The sequence below is a fragment of the Pseudomonas sp. zfem004 genome (genome assembly GCF_032621715.1).
In the GTDB taxonomy this organism is placed as follows: domain Bacteria; phylum Pseudomonadota; class Gammaproteobacteria; order Pseudomonadales; family Pseudomonadaceae; genus Aquipseudomonas; species Aquipseudomonas sichuanensis.
Map to the genome: position 1 here is coordinate 1 of NZ_JAVYJF010000025.1, position 19,224 is coordinate 19,224.

Annotated in this window: 15 protein-coding genes; 2 read left to right on the forward strand and 13 right to left on the reverse strand. The window is 65.4% G+C overall.

All coding sequences use genetic code 11. From position 1 onward, the window contains the following. The coding region (locus RTH46_RS22175) for an IS3 family transposase (RefSeq protein ID WP_316906640.1) at positions 1 to 206 on the forward strand (206 nt) is incomplete at its 5' end. Between the two features lie 98 nt (positions 207 to 304). Here the strand turns inward: RTH46_RS22175 and RTH46_RS22180 are convergent. From RTH46_RS22180 to prmA, 7 genes are all read right to left on the reverse strand, one after another. Then, entirely contained in the window at positions 305 to 3,070 is a 2,766-nt protein-coding gene (locus RTH46_RS22180) for a hybrid sensor histidine kinase/response regulator (RefSeq protein WP_316906641.1), read from the reverse strand. Between the two features lie 127 nt (positions 3,071 to 3,197). Beyond that, positions 3,198 to 4,493 carry a phosphoribosylamine--glycine ligase gene (gene purD, locus RTH46_RS22185; RefSeq protein WP_316906642.1) on the reverse strand — a complete coding sequence of 432 codons (1,296 nt, stop codon included), beginning with the start codon at positions 4,491 to 4,493 and terminating at the stop codon, positions 3,198 to 3,200. Between the two features lie 131 nt (positions 4,494 to 4,624). Then, complete coding sequence (purH, locus tag RTH46_RS22190) at positions 4,625 to 6,232, reverse strand: bifunctional phosphoribosylaminoimidazolecarboxamide formyltransferase/IMP cyclohydrolase (RefSeq protein ID WP_153785779.1); 1,608 nt, start codon at positions 6,230 to 6,232, stop codon at positions 4,625 to 4,627. A gap of 76 nt (positions 6,233 to 6,308) precedes the next feature. Continuing rightward, positions 6,309 to 6,629 (reverse strand): DNA-binding transcriptional regulator Fis, encoded by a 321-nt coding sequence (fis, locus tag RTH46_RS22195; RefSeq protein ID WP_008093076.1) that lies wholly within the window; start codon positions 6,627 to 6,629, stop codon positions 6,309 to 6,311. Continuing rightward, on the reverse strand, positions 6,626 to 7,639 hold the full coding sequence (gene dusB / locus RTH46_RS22200; protein ID WP_110992941.1) for a tRNA dihydrouridine synthase DusB: 1,014 nt from the start codon (positions 7,637 to 7,639) through the stop codon (positions 6,626 to 6,628). The genes fis and dusB overlap by 4 nt, the downstream gene beginning before the upstream one ends. A 249-nt stretch (positions 7,640 to 7,888) precedes the next feature. Then, positions 7,889 to 9,220 (reverse strand): DUF3426 domain-containing protein, encoded by a 1,332-nt coding sequence (locus RTH46_RS22205; RefSeq protein ID WP_316906643.1) that lies wholly within the window; start codon positions 9,218 to 9,220, stop codon positions 7,889 to 7,891. Positions 9,221 to 9,263: 43 nt separating this feature from the next. After that, on the reverse strand, positions 9,264 to 10,142 hold the full coding sequence (gene prmA, locus RTH46_RS22210; RefSeq protein ID WP_316906644.1) for a 50S ribosomal protein L11 methyltransferase: 879 nt from the start codon (positions 10,140 to 10,142) through the stop codon (positions 9,264 to 9,266). Positions 10,143 to 10,319: 177 nt separating this feature from the next. On the opposite strand from prmA, the gene RTH46_RS22215 reads away from it, so the two are divergent. Further along, positions 10,320 to 10,850, forward strand: a complete 531-nt coding sequence (locus RTH46_RS22215) for a hypothetical protein (RefSeq protein WP_316906645.1) — start codon at positions 10,320 to 10,322, stop codon at positions 10,848 to 10,850. A gap of 195 nt (positions 10,851 to 11,045) precedes the next feature. Here RTH46_RS22215 and accC read toward each other — a convergent pair whose 3' ends face one another. From accC to RTH46_RS22245, 6 genes are all read right to left on the reverse strand, one after another. Further along, positions 11,046 to 12,401 (reverse strand): acetyl-CoA carboxylase biotin carboxylase subunit, encoded by a 1,356-nt coding sequence (gene accC / locus RTH46_RS22220; protein WP_316906646.1) that lies wholly within the window; start codon positions 12,399 to 12,401, stop codon positions 11,046 to 11,048. Between the two features lie 17 nt (positions 12,402 to 12,418). Beyond that, positions 12,419 to 12,880 (reverse strand): acetyl-CoA carboxylase biotin carboxyl carrier protein, encoded by a 462-nt coding sequence (gene accB, locus RTH46_RS22225; protein WP_153785784.1) that lies wholly within the window; start codon positions 12,878 to 12,880, stop codon positions 12,419 to 12,421. A 98-nt stretch (positions 12,881 to 12,978) separates the two neighbouring features. Then, on the reverse strand, positions 12,979 to 13,431 hold the full coding sequence (gene aroQ, locus RTH46_RS22230) for a type II 3-dehydroquinate dehydratase (protein WP_011535870.1): 453 nt from the start codon (positions 13,429 to 13,431) through the stop codon (positions 12,979 to 12,981). A gap of 177 nt (positions 13,432 to 13,608) precedes the next feature. Further along, positions 13,609 to 15,372, reverse strand: coding sequence for a protein-disulfide reductase DsbD (locus RTH46_RS22235; protein WP_316906647.1), 1,764 nt, complete (start codon positions 15,370 to 15,372; stop codon positions 13,609 to 13,611). A gap of 130 nt (positions 15,373 to 15,502) precedes the next feature. Beyond that, positions 15,503 to 17,464 (reverse strand): methyl-accepting chemotaxis protein, encoded by a 1,962-nt coding sequence (locus tag RTH46_RS22240; RefSeq protein ID WP_316906648.1) that lies wholly within the window; start codon positions 17,462 to 17,464, stop codon positions 15,503 to 15,505. Between the two features lie 130 nt (positions 17,465 to 17,594). Continuing rightward, on the reverse strand, positions 17,595 to 19,211 hold the full coding sequence (locus RTH46_RS22245) for a PleD family two-component system response regulator (protein WP_316906649.1): 1,617 nt from the start codon (positions 19,209 to 19,211) through the stop codon (positions 17,595 to 17,597). Between the last annotated feature and the right edge of the window lie 13 nt (positions 19,212 to 19,224).

Below are 19,224 nucleotides of genomic sequence, written 5' to 3' on the forward strand. Positions count from 1 at the left end.
GCAAAGGCAACTGTCTGGATAATGCTGCGATGGAGAGCTTTTTTGGCACGTTGAAATCAGAGTTTTTCTATCTGAGGCGGTTTGAAAGTGTGGAAGAACTGAAAGCGGGTCTGGACGAGTACATCCGCTACTACAACCATGACCGCATAAAGCAGAAACTGAACGGCCTGAGCCCTGTCGAGTACAGGGCCCAGGCCGCCAGCTAATCTGTCCAACTTTTTGGGGGCAGTCCAGGGACAGCACAAGGCCTGAGGTCAGTGCGGCCGGTGTGGGAGCCGGCTTGCCGGCGATAGGGCCAGTCGCATCACTCCAGCGGCGCGGTGACCACCTGGCGCTGCCCCGCCCAGAACTGGATCAGCTCACGCAGCTGCGACAGCTCCACCGGCTTGGCCATGTGCCCGTCCATGCCGGCCAGGCGTGCGCGCTCCTTGTGTTCGGCAAGGATGTGCGCGGTCAGCGCCACCACCGGGGTGCGCGGACGCCGGTTGGCGGTTTCCCAGGCCCGCAGCTGTTGCGTGGCGGAGAACCCGTCGAGCACCGGCATTTCGCAGTCCATCAGCACCAGGTCGTAGCGCTTGGCTTTCATCGCCTGCAGGGCCTCTTCACCATTGCTGGCGGTGTCCGGTTCGAGGTTGAGCTTGCCGAGCATGCCGCGGATGACCTTGGTCGAGATGCTGTTGTCCTCGGCCACCAGTACGCGGAAGTCGTGCGGCAGGTCCAGCGGCTGCTGGATGCCCGCAGGCAATGGCAGTGCGGCCTGTTCGCGGCCGCGCAGGGCCAGCTCTTCGGCCAGGGTGGTCTTGAGCGTGTAGCCGGCCACGGGCTTGGCCAGGATGCGCTTGACCCCGGCATTGCGGGCGATGACCTTGCTCGGCGCGTTGCTGATGCCGGTGAGCATGACCACCAGGATGTCGTGGTTCAGGCTTGGGTCTTCCTTGATCTTCGCCGCCAGTTGCATGCCGGTCATGCCGGGCATGTTCTGGTCGAGCAGCACCACGTCGAAATAGTCGCGCAGGTGCGCCTTGGTGCGCAGCAGGGCCAGCGCCTCCTTGCCGGAAGGCACGGCGCTGACGTTCATGCCCCAGGCGCTGCATTGCTGCACCAGGACCTTGCGGCAGGTGTCGTTGTCGTCGACCACCAGCACCCGCGCGTCGCGCAGCGGGCTGTCGAGGTCGGTCGGCGGTTGCTCCAGGCGGTGCGGGTCCAGCGGCAGCGTCAGCCACAGGGTGTTGCCCATGCTGGTGCTGGTCTTGATGCCGAACTCACCCTGCATCAGGCCGATCAGCTGCTTGGCGATCACCAGCCCGAGGTGGCCGCCGAGCTTGTTGCTGGAGAGGAAGTGGCGGCTGTGCAGTTCGGCCTGCAGCAGGGCGTCGCGCTCGGCCGGCGCCATGGGGGCGCCGCTGTCCTGCACGGCAATGCGCAGGCGCGGGGTGTCGCCGCGCTGGTCGAGGGCCACCACCAGCAGGATCTCGCCCTGTTCGGTGTTCTTCAAGGCGTTGTCGAGCAGGCTCGACAGGGCCTGGCGCAGGCGGGTCGGGTCGCCGCTGACCACCCGTGGCACTTGCGGCTGGGTGAAACTGATCAGCTCGATGTTCTGCTGCTCGGCCTTGGCCCGGAAGATGTTGAGGCAGTCTTCGATCAAGGCGTTGAGGTCGAACTGCACGTCGTCCAGTTCGATCTGCCGCGATTCGAGCTTGGAGATGTCGAGGATTTCGTTGATTAGCGTGAGCAGTTCGTTGCCAGCGCTGTGGATGGTCTGCACGTAGTCGCGCTGCTTGACCGACAGAGGCGTGCCCAGCAGCAGCTCGGTCATGCCCAGCACGCCGTTCATGGGGGTGCGGATCTCGTGGCTGATCTTGGCCAGGAACTCGGCCTTGGCATTGATCTCGGCGTCGCTGGCGGCCAGGGCACGGCTGGCACGGAAGCGCTCCTCGCTGATGCGCCGCAGGCGCTCGCTGACGGCCAGGTTGAGCAGCAGGCCGCTGACCACCGTCAGCACCATCAGGATGCACAGCAGCCAGGGTGTGGAGGTGCGCGTGAGGCCGAGCAGGGCCGGCAGCAGCACCAGGCCGCCGATGTTGTACACCAGCATGGCCAGGGCAAATAGCCGCGCCGGCCCGTAGCCCTTGTACCAGTGATAGCTGCTGACCAGCAGCATGCTCAGGCTGCCCAGGGCCATCAGGGCGTAGGTCATCAGGTTCAGCGGCAGGGTGTCGACGAACAGCAGTACCAGGCCACTGACCGCGGCCACCAGCATCTCTGCGTGCAGCAGGCGGTTCACGCGTGCCGAGCTGCAGGGCGCGAAGAAATGCAGGGTGAAGTAGAGGCCGGAAAGCCCGGCCAGCACCAGGGTCAGGTAGGCGGCTGGGGGCTGGGCGCTGTACCACAGGTGCCACCAGGGGCCGCTGAGGTTGAGCAGAATGAGTGCGCTGAGCAGCATCAGGGCGTGGTAGAGCGCCAGCAGCAGGGTGGTGCTGGAGCGGCTGTAGGCGAAGCGGATCAGGTTGTGCAGGATCAGCATCACCAGGCCACCGAACAGCAGGCCGAACAGCAGCGGCTGGCGCTGGTCTGCGGCGGCCACGGCGGCAGGTTCCAGGCTGATGGCCGGGCGTAACTGGTGTTCCGACACCAGTCGCAGGTACACATCCACCGCCTGGCTGCTGCGTGGCAGTGGCAACACGTGGTCGCTGCCATTGACCGACAGGGTGCTGGTTTCGCCCTGGCGCCCGTGGTGCAGCTGGCGCAGCAACTTGCCGCCTTCGAGGGCGTAGAGGTCGATGCGTGACAGGTCGGGGGCGAAGATGCGCAGCAACTGCTCCTGCTCGCCAGGTTCAAGGCGGTAGTGCAGCCACAGGGCCTGGTCGGGGAGGGCGGCGTCCAGTTCGTCGAGCGGCAGGGGGCTGAACTGGTTGCGGTAACGCTCGGAGCGCACGTCGGAAAGCTGCAGATTGGCCTGTTCGTCGAGCAGCACCGACCAGCCGCCAGCGTCTTCGGCCGCAGCCGGGAACAGGCAGAACAGGGTCAGCAGGCTGATGATCAGGGCTGTGGCAATCCGAAGCCGACGCACGACGAAATCCCTTCTTAGCTAATGTGCCGGATAGCAACTATGCGCGGCGCGCCAAGGCGAAGGCAAGGCCCCGTGGGGGCCTTGCCGACGAGCCGAGGGCCGTGCGCGACGGCCCTGGGCTTGAGCATTACTGCTGGTGTTCACCGCGCTCGCGGGCAATGGCCCGGTAGCCGATGTCGCTGCGGTAGAAGCTGCCTTCCCACTTGACCTCCTTGGCCAGGCGGTAGGCCTGTTGCTGGGCGGCCTCGACGGTATCGCCCATGGCGGTGGCGCAGAGCACGCGACCGCCAGCGGTGACCACCTGGTCATCCTTCAACGCGGTACCGGCGTGGAATACCTTGCCTTCGAGCCTGGCGGCAGCGTCCAGGCCGCTGATCGCAGCGCCCTTGGCGTAGTCGCCCGGATAGCCGCCGGCAGCCAGTACCACGCCCAGGCTCGGGCGTGGGTCCCACTGCGCTTCGACTTTGTCCAGGGCCTTGGCGAAGGCGGCTTCGATCAGCAGCACCAGGCTCGACTCCAGGCGCAGCATGACTGGCTGGGTTTCCGGGTCGCCGAAGCGGCAGTTGAACTCGATGACCTTGGGGTTGCCCGCCTTGTCGATCATCAGGCCTGCGTAGAGGAAGCCGGTGTAGACGTTGCCTTCCTCGGCCATGCCGCGCACGGTCGGCCAGATCACCTGGTCCATCACGCGCTGGTGCACCTCGGCGGTGACCACCGGGGCCGGGGAGTAGGCGCCCATGCCACCGGTGTTCGGGCCGGTGTCCTGGTCGCCGACGCGCTTGTGGTCCTGGCTGGTGGCCATCGGCAGCACGTTGTGGCCGTCGACCATGACGATGAAGCTGGCTTCCTCGCCGTCGAGGAACTCTTCGATCACCACGCGCGAGCCGGCTTCACCGAAGGCATTGCCGGCGAGCATGTCACGCACGGCGTCTTCGGCTTCCTGCAGGGTCATGGCGACGATCACGCCTTTACCGGCGGCCAGGCCGTCGGCCTTGATCACGATTGGTGCGCCTTTTTCACGCAGATAAGCCAGGGCCGGCTCGATCTCGGTGAAGTTCTGGTAGTCGGCGGTCGGGATCTTGTGGCGGGCCAGGAAGTCCTTGGTGAAGGCCTTGGAACCTTCCAGCTGGGCGGCGCCCTTGGTCGGGCCGAAGCAGTCCAGGCCGCGGCTGCGGAACAGGTCGACCACGCCGATGACCAGCGGGGCCTCGGGGCCGACGATGGTCAGGTCGACGTTCTTCTCGGCGAAGTCGGCCAGTTGCTCCAGGGCGGTCACGTCGATGGCAACGTTTTCGCACTTGGCTTCGGTGGCGGTGCCGGCGTTGCCTGGCGCCACGAAGACTTTCTCGACGCGTGGGTCCTGGGCGACTTTCCAGGCCAGGGCGTGCTCACGGCCGCCGCTGCCGATGATCAAAACTTTCATGTCAAAACCTCTGTTTGTCGGCGACCCCGGCCTGTGGGAGCGGGTTCACCCGCGAATACGGCGGTGAACCCAGCATCGCATTCGCGGGTAAACCCGCTCCCACAGGGGGTGGGGGTCAGCCAGGCATCTGTTTAGTGGCGGAAGTGACGCATGCCGGTGAAGACCATGGCGATACCGGCTTCGTCGGCGGCGGCGATGACTTCGGCATCGCGCATCGAGCCACCTGGCTGGATCACGGCGCTGATACCCACTTTAGCCGCGTTGTCGATGCCGTCACGGAACGGGAAGAACGCATCCGAGGCCATGACCGCACCCTGTACCTGCAGGCCGGCATGCTCGGCCTTGATGGCAGCGATGCGCGCCGAGTTGACGCGGCTCATCTGGCCGGCGCCGACACCGATGGTCTGGCGCTGCTTGGCGTAGACGATGGCGTTGGACTTGACGAACTTGGCTACTTTCCAGGCGAACACCAGGTCGTGGATCTCTTGCTCGGTCGGCGCACGCTTGGTGACGATCTTCAGGTCATCGGCAGTGATCATGCCGATATCGCGGCTCTGCACCAGCAGGCCACCGTTGACGCGCTTGAAGTCCCAACCGGCGGCACGCTCGGCTGGCCACTCGCCGCACTCCAGCAGACGCACGTTCTGCTTGGCGGCCACGACGTCGCGGGCGGCCTGGGAGATTTTCGGGGCGATGATCACTTCGACGAACTGGCGGTCGACGATGGCTTGGGCGGTTTCGCCATCCAGCTCGCGGTTGAAGGCGATGATGCCGCCGAAGGCCGATTCGGTGTCGGTGGCGTAGGCCAGGTCGTAGGCCTTGCGGATGCCGCCTTCGTTTTCCGGCACTACTGCGACGCCGCACGGGTTGGCGTGCTTGACGATGACGCAGGCCGGCTTGACGAAGCTCTTCACGCATTCCAGCGCGGCGTCGGTGTCGGCCACGTTGTTGAACGACAGCTCCTTGCCTTGCAGCTGGATGGCGGTGGAGATGCTGGCTTCGCCTTTCTTGGCTTCAACGTAGAACGCCGCGCTCTGGTGCGGGTTCTCGCCGTAGCGCATTTCCTGGGCCTTGACGAACTGGCTGTTGAAGGTGCGCGGGAACTCGCTGCGATCTTCGGTGCTCAGGGTGTCCTTGGCCTGGTTGATGGTGCCCATGTAGTTGGCGATCATGCCGTCGTAGGCGGCGGTGTGCTCGAACGCCTTGAGCATCAGGTCGAAGCGTTGGGCGTAGGTCAGGCCGCCGGCCTTCAGGCCTTCGACGATACCGGCGTAGTCGCTGGCGTTGACCACGATGGCCACGTCTTTGTGGTTCTTGGCTGCCGAACGGACCATGGTCGGGCCGCCGATGTCGATGTTCTCGATGGCGGTCGGCAGATCGCAGCCCGGTTTGCTGATGGTGGCTTCGAACGGGTACAGGTTGACCGCGACCAGGTCGATCGGCTTGATGCCGTGCTCGTTCATGATGGCGTCGTCGGTGCCGCGACGGCCGAGGATGCCGCCGTGGATCTTCGGATGCAGGGTCTTGACCCGGCCGTCCATCATTTCGGCGAAGCCGGTGTAGTCGGCCACTTCCACCGCGTTGACGCCGTTGTCCTTGAGCAGCTTGTAGGTGCCGCCGGTGGACAGGATCTCGACACCGAGCTGTTGCAGCTCACGGGCGAATTCGAGGATCCCGGTCTTGTCGGAGACGCTGATCAAAGCGCGGCGGATCGGCAGGCGGGTAGTCTGGTCGGTCATTTCAGATTCCATAACGCGGTGGAGTCAGCAAAAAAGGCGCCTCGTTACGAGCGCCTTTTTGGTTGGGGTTCTGGCCTTACAACAGATCGTACTGCTTGAGCTTCTTGCGCAGCGTGCCTCGGTTGAGCCCGAGCATCTCGCTGGCCTTGGTCTGGTTGCCCTTGACGTAGTTCATCACGCTTTCGAGCAGGGGCGCCTCGACTTCGGAGAGCACCAGGTTGTACACGTCCGTGACGGTAGCGCCTTCCAGGTGGGCGAAGTAGTTGTGCAGCGCCTTCTCGACGCTGTCGCGCAGGGTCTGGCCCTCCTCGCTCGGCGTGTTCAGGTGCTGCTTGAGGTTGGCGTTATCGCTCACGGGCGTTGTTCCACTCACTAATGTCTCGGTCATCATCGTCATGCGGCCACCCCTTGTTCGTCCTCTGTCCCAAGGCTCTGTCGACGTTCGGCGAAATAAGCCTGAACGTTGGCGCACTGCGCTTGTGTGTCTTGCAAAGCGTTGAACTGGCTGCGGAACTCCTTGCCGCCAGGTCGGGTTGCCAGGTACCAGCCAACGTGCTTGCGGGCGATCCGCACACCCATCACATCGCCGTAGAAGGCATGCAACGCGGCCAGGTGTTCCAGCAGAATACGTTCCACTTCGTCCAGCGCAGGGGCGGGCAGGTGCTCGCCGGTGCGCAGGTAATGCTCGATCTCGCGGAAAATCCACGGCCGCCCCTGGGCGGCACGGCCGATCAGCAGGCCGTCGACTCCGGTGGCGTCCAGCACCGCCCGGGCCTTTTCCGGCGAGGTGATGTCGCCGTTGGCGAATACCGGGATCGACACCGCCTGCTTGATAGCGGCGATGGTGTCGTACTCGGCGTCACCGGTGTACAGGTCGGCGCGTGTGCGGCCATGCACCGCCAGCGCCTGGATTCCGGCCTGTTCGGCGATCTTCGCCACGTTCAGGCCGTTCTTGTTCGCCCGGTCCCAGCCGGTGCGGATCTTCAGGGTCACCGGCACCTCGACAGCGCCGACCACGGCGTGGAGGATCTCGCTGACCAGGGCTTCGTCTCTCAATAAAGCAGAGCCGGCGGCCTTGTTGCAGACTTTTTTCGCCGGACAACCCATGTTGATGTCGATGATCTGGGCGCCAGCTTCGACGTTGGCCCGTGCAGCGGCTGCCATCATCTGCGCATCACCACCGGCGATCTGTACCGAGCGCGGCTCGGGATCGCCTTCGTGGATGCGGCGCAGGCTCGACTTGCGGCTGTTCCACAGGCTCATGTCGCTGGACACCATTTCCGACACCACCATGCCCGCCCCCAGGCGTTTGCACAGCGTACGGAAAGGTTGGTCCGTGACCCCGGCCATTGGTGCAAGGATCAGGTTGTTGTGCAGTGTGTATGGGCCGATGCGTACCGCCGACATAGGTGTTCCCTGTTGTGGGGCCGAATCATTGGAGTCGAAAAAGGGTGGGCATGATACCCGCTCTCGATGACTGGATAAAGAAGGATTTGGATAAAATCTGAACAGTTGTCGGCTTATGACATTTGTGTGGGTTGGTGCGGACCCCGTGGGAGCGGGCTTGCCCCGCGATGCCGGCGTAGCCGGTACCATCCATCGCGGGGCAAGCCCGCTCCCACGTGCCCAATGCATGACCTGCCACAGGTTTGGCGATCACTCCGGCGAGCGGAAGCTCAGGCTGTAGTTCACCGCCTTGGGCCCTGGGTCGAGGATGTCCAGGGCGATGTGGATCGGTGTCTGGCTGGGCATCTCGCCACGGCCTGCCAACTCCCCCGAGAGGTACTCGCTGGGTTTGAAGCGCCGGCTGGCGATCAACTGGCCATTGAGGTCGGCGAAACGCAGCTCCAGCAGCGGGAAAGGCTGGGCGAAGGGCGCGCGGTTGTAGATGATCGCGTCGACGATCAGCGCGCCTTTGAAGTCAGGATGGCTGCGCACCACCAGGTTGCTGCTCTTGATCCGTGAGATGTCGACGCGGGTCGGCACCTGGCAGCCGAGCATCGGGCACAGCTGCTGGAACCACGGGCGGTACTGGTCCTGGCGAGCCATTTCGTCGAAGTGGTACCAGATGTACTGGAACGCCAGCAAACCGGCTGCCAGCAGCGTCAGCAGCCCCCATAACAGGCGCTTGCCCCAGTTCGGAGCGGGTTTCTCCCAGCCCAGTTGCAAGGGGTCGTCGACCACATCGACCAGCGGCTCCTTGCGCGCGCGCTCGGGTTTGAGCGCCAGGCTCGGCTCCACGCGCTCGTCGGGCTGTTCGTCCAGTTCGTCGGCATCGCGGGCCGACAGGCGTTCGCTGCGCAGGTCGTCGTCCAGTGCCGAAAGGCCTGGCTCGGGGAGCGGCTCGTCGCGGCTGGACAAGCGCTCGACCGGCGCGTCCAGGTCATCCTCGAGGGGCGGGCGGCTGACGGGCGGTTCGTCGTCCAGCTCGAGCTTGGCGCTGCCCAGGGTCGGTTCGGTGCGTTCGTCGGCAGCCGGTTCCCGGTCCAGCGGCTCCTGTTCGATCAGTACCGGCGCCTCGGTGTGCTGCGCCACGGGCTCGACAGGGGCGTCGGTGGCGGTGCCGAATGGCTCGTCGCTGAGTTCGTCGACGCCGTGCTCGTCACGGCTGGCATGCAAGGTGGGTGCTGGTGTGGCGGCCCGCCGGTCGCCCGGGCTGCGCCGTTCGAGGCGAGCCAGTTCCTGATCGAGGTCGAAGTCCTCCAGCGCCTCTGCGGTGCTGGCCCAGTCCTGCTTGACCGGCGGCACCGGCTCGATGGCCGGCGCCATGACCGGCTCGACCGGCTCGACCGGCTGCTCAGGCTCGGCGGCCGGAGCGGCTGGCTGCCCCGTGGCCGCGCGATTCTGCTCCAGCAACTGCTTGGCGGCGTTGAACACCTGCAGGCAGTTGCCGCAGCGCACCACGCCACGCGCCACGCTCAACTGGTGATGGGTGACGCGAAAGCTGGTCTGGCAATGTGGGCACTGGGTGACGAAACTGTCGGTCATGCGGCGGTCCGGGGGGCTGTGCAGGTATTGAGTCTAGGCGCGCTTAACGGCGGCGACCACTGATCCGTACCCAGCCGTCGCGCACGACAATCGGGTCCAGGTCGAAGTCGGCGGCGTAGGCCGCAGCCACTTCCTCGCCCTGTTCGGCAAGGATGCCCGACAGCGCCAGCAAGCCGCCGGGGCGAACCAGGCCGGACAGTTGCGGCGCCAGCGCCACCAGCGGGCCGGCCAGGATGTTGGCGACCAGCACGTCGGCCTGCATGGCCGGCATGTGCTCGGGCAGGTACAGGGGGAACTTGTCGTCGGCGATGCCATTGCGCTGGGCGTTGTCGCGCGAGGCTTCCAGCGCCTGCACGTCGATGTCGGTGCCGACCGCTTCACGGGCGCCGAGCAGCAGCGCGGCGATGGCGAGGATGCCCGAGCCGCAGCCGAAGTCCAGCACCTGGGTGCCTTGCAGCTGCTGGCCGTCGAGCCATTCCAGGCACAGTGCGGTGGTCGGGTGGGTGCCGGTGCCGAACGCCAGGCCCGGGTCGAGCAGCAGGTTGACCGCGTCCTGTTCCGGCGCCTCGTGCCAGCTCGGCACGATCCACAGGCGCTGGCCGAAGCGCATCGGCTGGAAACCGTCCATCCAGCTGCGTTCCCAGTCCTGGTCCTCGATCACCTCGGCCTGGTGCTCGGGCAAATCGGCGCCGGTCAGCAGGGTCAGGTGGGCGAATACCGCATCGGGCTGGGTATCGGCCTCGAACAGCGCCAGCAGGTGGGTGTGCGACCACAGCGGGGTGGTGTTGAGGTCCGGTTCGAAGATCGGCTGGTCTTCGGCGTCCATGAAAGTCACCGACACCGCACCTACTTCCAGCAGGGCGTCTTCGTAGGTTTCGGCTTGTTCCGGGCTGATGGCCAGGCGTACTTGCAGCCAGGGCATGGCGGGCACCTTTGGTAAATCGACAGGGGCAGCCCGAGGCTGCGCGAAAGGGCGCCAGTTTACGTCAGGCGGCCGCTAAAAGGGAGTGAGGCAGCGAGCGGGGCATAGCAATAGATACCGCGGATTCGTTTCTGGTCAGCGTCAGACTGCAGCCACTTTTACGGTGAGGTACTGATGATGACCAACGAAACACTGGCCGCGCGGATGACTCAATGGGGCGAAATCGTCGAGGAGCGCCTGGCTACGCAGATGCCGCTGCAGGCGGTGATCGAAGAGCAGATTGCGGTCGAATTCCAGTTTCTGGTGCCAGAAGTGGCGCTCACTCCGGAACTGCTGTCGGCGCTTTACCAGGCCTCGCTCGTGCGTGCCAGCGGGTTGTTTGCAGAGGCTGCGACTGGCGCCGAGCAGCCATGGCGGGAGCAGGTGCCGGAAGGCCTGCATGAAAGCGTGGAGATCGTGATCGAAAGTGTCAGCGTGCGCTTCGTCACCGCCTATGACGACACGCTCCGGCGCCACTGGTCGCAACGCCCTGCCGAGCTGCTGGATTCGACACTTTATGTGCAGCGCCTGCGCGAGGTGCTGTTCGATCATGTGATGGACCTGCAGGCACTGCTGGAGCAAGGTCATGCCGGTGATGACCTGCATGGGTATATCCAGGCTTATCAGCAGGCTTGGTCCGAGCAGGTGCCCTCGCAACTGCTGGCCTAACAGACGGATCAGGAGGCTGCTGCGCAGCCCATCGCTGGCAAGCCAGCTCCCACACAGGGCGTGCAAGGCCTGAGACATGCGCTGTCCCTGTGGGAGCCGGCTTGCCGGCGATTGGGACGCGCAGCGGCCCCAGGTTTTCGCAGGCAATAAAAAACCCCGGCACTGGGCCGGGGTTCTTTCATCTCGCTAACGCGATCACTCCTGGTTGGCCAGTTTGTGCTCGAGGTAGTGGATGTTGACGCCGCCTTTGCAGAAACCTTCATCACGCACCAGGTCGCGGTGCAGCGGGATGTTGGTCTTGATGCCGTCGACGACGATCTCGTCCAGGGCATTGCGCATGCGCGCCATGGCTTCGTCGCGGTCCTTGCCGTAGGTGATCAGCTTGCCGATCAGCGAGTCGTAGTTCGGCGGAACCGAATAACCGCTGTACAGGTGCGAATCGACGCGAACGCCGTTGCCACCCGGGGCGTGGAAGTGCTTGACCTTGCCTGGGCTCGGGATGAACTTCTTCGGGTCTTCGGCGTTGATCCGGCACTCCAGCGAGTGACCACGGATCACCACGTCTTCCTGGCGGAACGACAGCTTGTTGCCAGCGGCGATGCTGAGCATCTCCTTGACGATGTCGATGCCGGTGACCATTTCCGAAACCGGGTGCTCTACCTGGACGCGGGTGTTCATCTCGATGAAGTAGAAGCGGCCGTTCTCGTACAGGAACTCGAAGGTACCGGCACCGCGGTAGCCGATCTCGATGCACGCGTCGACGCAACGCTTGAACACTTCCTGGCGGGCTTTCTCGTCGATGCCCGGAGCCGGCGCTTCTTCGAGAACCTTCTGGTGACGGCGCTGCAGCGAGCAGTCACGGTCGCCCAGGTGCACGGCGTTGCCTTGGCCGTCGGACAGTACCTGCACTTCCACGTGACGTGGGTTGGTCAGGAACTTCTCCAGGTAGACCATCGGGTTGCCGAACGCAGCACCGGCTTCGGTGCGGGTCAGCCTGGCCGATTCGATCAGGTCTTCTTCCTTGTGCACCACGCGCATGCCGCGACCACCACCGCCACCGGCGGCCTTGATGATCACCGGGTAACCCACCTCGCGGGCGATTGCCAGCGCGGTTTCTTCGTCTTCCGGCAGCGGGCCGTCGGAGCCCGGAACGGTCGGTACGCCCGACTTGATCATGGCGTCCTTGGCCGACACCTTGTCGCCCATCAGGCGGATGGTGTCGGCTTTCGGGCCGATGAAGATGTAGCCGGAGTTTTCCACCTGCTCGGCGAAATCGGCGTTTTCCGCGAGGAAGCCGTAACCCGGGTGGATGGCAGTGGCGCCTGTCACTTCAGCAGCGGCGATGATCGCCGGGATGTGCAGGTAGGATTCCTTGGACGGCGCAGGGCCGATGCAGACCGTCTCGTCGGCCAGGCCCAGGTGCATCAGTTCAACGTCGGCCTTGGAGTAGACGGCGACGGTCTTGATGCCCTGCTCTTTGCAGGCACGCAGGATCCGCAGGGCAATTTCCCCACGGTTGGCGATCAGGACTTTTTCGAGCTTCCCAGACATCGTTGGCTCTCCGCGGTTCAAACGATGGTGAACAGCGGCTGGTCGTATTCAACCGGCTGACCGTCTTCTACCAGGATGGCGTCGATCACACCGCCGATTTCGCATTCGATGTGGTTCATCATCTTCATGGCTTCGACGATGCACAGGGTGTCGCCCTTCTTCACGGTCTGGCCCACTTCGGCGTAGTTCGGCGAGGTCGGCGAAGGCTTGCGGTAGAAGGTGCCGACCATCGGCGAGCGCACCACGGTGCCTTTCAGGGCCGGGGCGGCAGCAGCGGCTTCGGCAGCTGGAGCGGCAGCAGCGGCAACCGGGGCGGCGACAGGCGCGGCTACCGGAGCAGGTGCGTAGTACTGTTGAGCGGCCGGGGTCTTGCTGTTACGGCTGATGCGAACGGACTCTTCGCCTTCCTTGATCTCCAGTTCGTCGATGCCGGACTCTTCCAGCAGTTCGATCAGCTTTTTGACTTTACGGATATCCATTAATCAGCAACTCCCAAGGTTCGGTCGGGGACTTAATTTGAAAACGTGTCGAAAACGTTTCTTCTGAGCCTTGGCCGGTGGGCCAAGGCCTTGTGTCATCAGGGCTGTGCGTTGGCAGCCAGGTGTTCCAGCGCAGACTCCAGGGCCAGCCGGTAACCGGTGGCGCCCAGGCCGCAGATCACCCCTACGGCAACATCGGAGAAGTAGGAGTGATGACGGAACGGCTCGCGTTTGTGCACGTTGGACAAGTGCACTTCGATGAATGGGATGCTCACCGCGAGCAATGCGTCACGTAATGCGACGCTGGTGTGGGTGAAAGCGGCCGGATTGATCAGGATGAAGTCCACGCCTTCGTTGCGCGCGGCGTGGATACGGTCGATCAATTCATATTCGGCATTGCTCTGCAGGTATTGCAGGTGGTGGCCGGCGGCGCGGGCGCGCTGCTCCAGGTCCTGGTTGATCTGCGCCAGCGTGGCTGCGCCATAGTGGCCCGGTTCGCGGGTGCCGAGCAGGTTCAGGTTGGGGCCGTGCAGCACCAGTAGGGTTGCCATCTGCGATTCCTTGGTTTTGTAGGGCAATTCGACATAGCGCGGCGACTATGCCGCAAGCAGCGATGAGTGTCCAGTTCCCGGCAATAGCCAGCACGATGACCGAGATTCGCGCAAAGTATGTGACCAGATGATTAACTCTGGTCACTTGTTACCGGTTTTTTCACCGGTCGCGGGAAGTTATAGACCGAGTTGGCTGCGCACGCGCGCCAAAACCTGCGCAAAATCGCCGGCGTTTATCTCGCCGATCACCCGATCAGCGGTTATTTCGCTGCCGTTCGCCGCAAAGAACATCAGCGCGGGCGGGCCGAACAGGCGGTAGCGGTCGAGCAGGGCGCGCTGTTCGGCGTTGCTCTGGGTGATATCGAAGCGCAGCAGGCGGAACGCGCCCAATTGTTTGAGCACAGGCTCGGCGTTGAGCACTTCGTGCTCGATCACCTTGCAGCTGATGCACCAGTCGGCGTACCAGTCGAGCAGCACTGGTTGGCCTGCAGCCTTGGCCTCGGCCAGGGCCGCGTCGAGGGCGGCGGGGGTGGTGAGGGTCTGCCAGGCATCGGCCTTGGCCTGGGTTGTCGCAGTGGCCGCGACCGGTTGCGGCAGTGGGCGCAGCGGGTCGCCCTGGCCGTTCAGGGCGCCGTACCAGCAGGCCAGGGCGTACACCAGCAGTACCAGACCGAGCAGCTGCGCCAGGCGTTGGCGCGGCGACTTGACCACGAATTCCAGAGCGCCCAGGAACAGCGCCACGCCAGCGGCCAGCAGGCCGACCAACAGCAGGGTCAACGGCCCCGGCAGCACGCGGCTGAGCAGGCCGATGGCCAGGCCCAGCAGCAGGACGCCAATGGCATTCTTGACGGTGTTCATCCACGGGCCGCTTTTTGGCAGCCAGGCCGCGCCGCCGGTGGCCACCAGCAGCAGCGGGGCGCCCATGCCCAGGCCCAGGGCGAACAGCTTCAGTGCGCCACCTACGGCGTCGCCGCTGGCGCTGATGTACAAAAGCGCACCGGCCAACGGCGCCGAAACACAGGGGGAAACCAGCAGGCTCGACAGCACGCCCAGCACCGCCGCACCCAGCAGCGAGCCACCTCGGGTGTGGTTGGCGACGTTCTCCAGGCGGTTACCCAGCGCCTGTGGCAGCTTGATCTCGAACAGGCCGAACATGGCCAGGGCGAACAGCACGAAGAACCCGGCAAACGGTACCAGTACCCAGGCCGACTGCAGGCGTGCCTGCAGGTTGAGGCCGGCGCCGAACAGGCCCATCAGCGCCCCCAGCACGGCGAAACTGGCCGCCATCGGCAGCACATACGCCAGCGACAGCGACAGGCCGCGCAGGCCGCCCACCTGGCCACGCAGCACCACCCCGGACAGGATCGGCAGCATCGGCAGCACGCAGGGGGTGAAGGTCAGGCCAAGGCCAGCCAGGAAGAACAGCGCCAGGGACTTCCAGTTCCAGCCCGCTTCAGCGGTGGCCGGCAGCGTGGCGCCTTCGCCCTCGATGCTCAGCCGTGCGGTTTCCGGCGGGTAGCACAGGCCCTTGTCGGCGCAACCCTGGTAGCCCACCAGCAGGGTGAAGGCACGTTGATCGGTGCGTGGCAGCTCGATGTCCAGTACGCCGTGGTACACCTCGACGTCGCCGAAGAACTCGTCGTGCTTGGCCTCGCCCTTGGGGATGTTCGGTGCGCCCAGGGTGATGTCGGCAGGTTCGGTGCGGAACTGGAAGCGGTGGCGGTACAGGTAGTAGCCGTCGGTGGCGACGAAGCGCAGCTTGATGGTTTGCGCGTCGGCCTGGACCAGGCTGAGCTTGAAGGCTTCGTGTACCGGCAGGAAGTCGGCGCTGTTGGACAGCGAGGCGGCGCCGAGGGTGGCGCTGGGGCGGTTGTCGAGCAGGCCGCTGGCGAAGGCGGGGCTGGCCAGCAGCAGGAACAGCAGGAAAAACAGGCGGCGCATGGCGGACTCGCGAGGTGGAACTTGGCGGGCATCATAGCGGAGTTGGCGAGGCTATGGGCCATCGCGGGGCAAGCCCGCTCCCACGGGACCAGTGTTGACCTCGTGGGAGCGGGCTTGCCCCGCGATGCGTTCACAGCCTGAACGCGCGTACCGCCGTATTCAACTCGCCACCCAGCTTGAGCAACTGCTCCCCCTGCTCGCGCCCTTCGCCAATGCGCTGCAGGTTGTCCTCACCCAGCTCGTGAATCCGCTCGCTGTGCCCGCGAATCTCGCTCACCGCGCCGGTCTGCTGCGCGGTCACATCGGCAATCCGCACGGCGGTGTCGGCAATGGTACGGATGGCGCTGACGATCTCGTCCAGCGCGCCATCGGCCGATTGCGCCTGGTTGGCGGTGGCCTCGGCATGCTCCAGCTGGGCACGCATGCCATCCACCGAATCGCGGGCGGCCTGCTGCAGGCGGTCGATCAGCGCCTGAATCTCGCCGGTGGCGCCGGTGGTGCGCTGGGCCAGCGAGCGCACTTCGTCGGCCACCACGGCAAACCCACGGCCCATTTCACCGGCCCGGGCGGCTTCGATGGCGGCGTTGAGGGCCAGCAGGTTGGTCTGTTCGGCAATCGCGCGGATCACCGTGAGCACACCGCCGATGGTGGCCGACTCCTCGGCCAGTTGTTCGATCATGCGGGCGTTGCCCTGTACCTCATCGACCAGCGAACGCAGCCCGGACAGGCTCTGGCCGATCACCGTCTGGCCCTGTTCCACGGCACGCCCGGCGTGGTGGCTGGCCTCGGCGGCGGCGCTGGCATCGCCGGCCACCTGCTGGATGGTCGCCTCCAGCTCGCCCAGGGCATCGCGGATCTGCGCGGTGTCGCCGGCCTGGCGTTCGGCGCCGTCGTGCAGGGCGCTGCTCATGCCGGCCAGGGCGTGGCTGCTGCCGGCCACCTGCTCGGCGTTGTGGCGGATGGTGCCGACCAACTCCACCAGATACTGGCGCAGGCGGTTCAACGATTCCTGGATATCGTGCAGTTCGCGGTTGGTCTTGCCCAGCTCGATGGCCTGGGCGAAGTCGCCCTCGGCCCAGCGCGACAGGGCTGGCGCCAGCCCGGTCAGGGTGCGTGCCAGGCGCCGTTGCAGGGTGTCGATCAGCAGGGCGATGAGCAGGATCAGGCCGATCATCAGGCCCTGGAGGATACGCACTTCGCCGGCGATCTTGCCGTGCTGGGCGCGCACTTGTGGCTCCAGCCCGGCGATGGCCTGCTGCACGGCGTCAAGACGCTCGCCGGTGCTGGCGGCGAGGGCGGCGCGCCGCTCGATCTGCTCGCGAGTGCGTTGCAGCTCGGCGGGGTAACGGTTGAGCAGGCTTTGCAGCTCGCGCTTGAGGCCAACCGCGATGTCTTCCTGCTGGGCGCTGGTTTGCGCGTCCAGGCCCATCATGGCGGCGAAGTCGTCGGCGTTGGATTCGGCGGCGCGGGTCACCCCCAGCAGCGGCAGGCCGTCGAGGGTCTGGGCCTGGGCGGCGATCAACTGCAGTTCGCGCTGCACTTCATCGGCCAGTTCCGCGCGGCCACTGCTGACCAGCTTGTCGCGTGCCAGTGACAGCCGGCCCAGGTGCAGGGTGGCGTCCATCAGCGGAGCAAGGTAGCGGCCGGCCTCGGCGCTGCCGCTGTCGCGGGCGTAGCCTGCCAGTTGCTCAAGGTTGGCCCCCAGTTCGCGCTCGGCCTGCAACAGCAGGGCCTGCGGGTCGCCGGCCAGCTTGCCGGCGGCCAGCAGTTCGTTGGCGGTGAAGGCCTGCAGGCTGTCGAGGCTCGGGCGCAGTGTGCCCGACAACTCCTCGGGCCAGTCGGCCAGGGCGGCTTGCAGTTGCTGGTTGGCTTCCACGGCGGCGGCATGGCGCAGGGCGTCACCGCTGGCCAGGTAGGCCTGGGTGTTGCGCGCGGCGTCGTTCTGGAACTGCTGCGACAGGCCCAGGTAGCGCTCCATCAATTGATAGGGGCGCTCCAGTGCACGCTGCGACCACCACAGGGTTGCGCCCAGGGCGATGCACACGGTTACCAGCAACAGGGTGTTGAAATTGGTCAGCCACTTCAGGCGCATAGCCGCGGACTTCCTGCGGGGAGTGGAGGTAGGTGCCTGAAGTTATTGCGGTTTTATGACGAGGTGATGACGACGCGGGGTTGGCGCCAAAAATAAGTGGCACAGTGCCGGTACGGGTCGGTGGTGCGGCTTACGGCTCGACCCGCACCACGCAATTGCGCCCGGCATGCTTGGCCCGGTACAGCGCTTCGTCCGCCGCGCTGGCCATGGTCAGCGCATCGAGGCGGTCATCCAGCTGCACCACACCGCCGCTGAAGGTGCACTGCAGGTCGTGGGGCTGCGCCGGGTAATGGATTTCGGCAAAGCGCCGGCGGATGTCGTCGAGCACCTTGTGCGCGGCAGCCAGCCCGGTGTTGGGCATGACGATGGCGAATTCCTCGCCGCCATAACGGCCGATGAAGTCGGTCTTGCGCAGGCGTTGCTTGAGGAACAGCGCCAGGCTCTTGATCACCCGGTCGCCCATGGGGTGGCCATGGCGGTCGTTGATTTTCTTGAAATGGTCGATGTCGAGCATGGCGAAGCACAGCGGCTGCTCCTCGCGCCGGGCGCGGAAGCTGCAGTCTTCGAGCAATTGCAGGATGTGGGTGTGGTTGTACAGCCCTGTGAGGCTGTCGCGGACCATGCGCGCCTTGAGGTGGCGGGCACGGGCGGCGCGGTTGCGCACGGTGGTGATCAGCTGGCGTGAGCGGATCGGCTTGGTGAGGAAGTCGTCGCCGCCTTCGCTCATGGCGTCGAGCTGCTTGTCCAGGTCGTCCTCGGCCGACAGGTAGATGATCGGCACGCTGACATAGCGGTCGTTGTGGCGGATCACCTTGGCCAGCTCCGGGCCGGTGCAGGCGGGCATGTACAGGTCGAGGATGATCAGGTCGGGCTGGAAGTCGGCCAGCTCGCTCATGGTGCGGATCGGCTCGGTGAGCGTGCGGGTGATGATCCCGGCGCTGTTGAGCAGGCGCTCGGTGTGCAGGGCCTGGGCGCGTGAGTCGTCGATCACCAGCACCCGGAACGGGTCGTATTGGGTGGCACTGGTCAGCAGTTCGACTTTTTCCAGCAGGCTGGAGGCTTCCAGGGTGCCGGTGAGGAATTCCTGGCCACCGGCGCGCACGGCGGCAAGGCGGGTGGGGGTGTCGGTTTCGTGCAGGCTGAAGAACAGCAGCGGAATGTGCTGCTCCAACCCTTGCTGGGCCTGGGCCGCCAGTTGCAGGCCGACGCCGGGGCCGGTGAAATCCACGTCCATGATGATGGCCGCCGGCAGGCGCTCGCTCATCGACGCCTGGAAGGCGTTGGCGCTGAACAGGGCCTGCACGGTCAGGCCGAAGAACTCCAGCTGCTGGGCCAGACGCTCGGCGCGCTCATGGTCCTGCAGGACGATGTACACCGGTTTGCGCAGGGGCGGCAGCGGCACATTGTCGAGCTGGTCGCCCTTGCGCAGGCCGGTGCGCGACAGGCGCTGCATCAAGCGGTTGAGTTCAGCGATCAGTTCGGAGTTGAGCCGCGCGCTGTTGGCTTCGATCGCCCGCAGCGTCTGGCCGATGGCCGTGGACAGGTTGCCGTGCTCGGGTTGTTCGAAGCGTTCGGCGTAGCGCTGCAGCCGCAGGTTGGCTTCGCCCAGCTCGCCCAGGCCGGCGCTCGACCATTCCCCACGCTGCAGGCGCTGCCAGATTTCGAGGATCTGCCGGGCCTGGTGGATGACCCGCTGGGCAAAATGCTGCTTGAGGCGCTCGTGGCTCGGGTCGGCTGGCTGGGTCATGTCCTGACTGCTT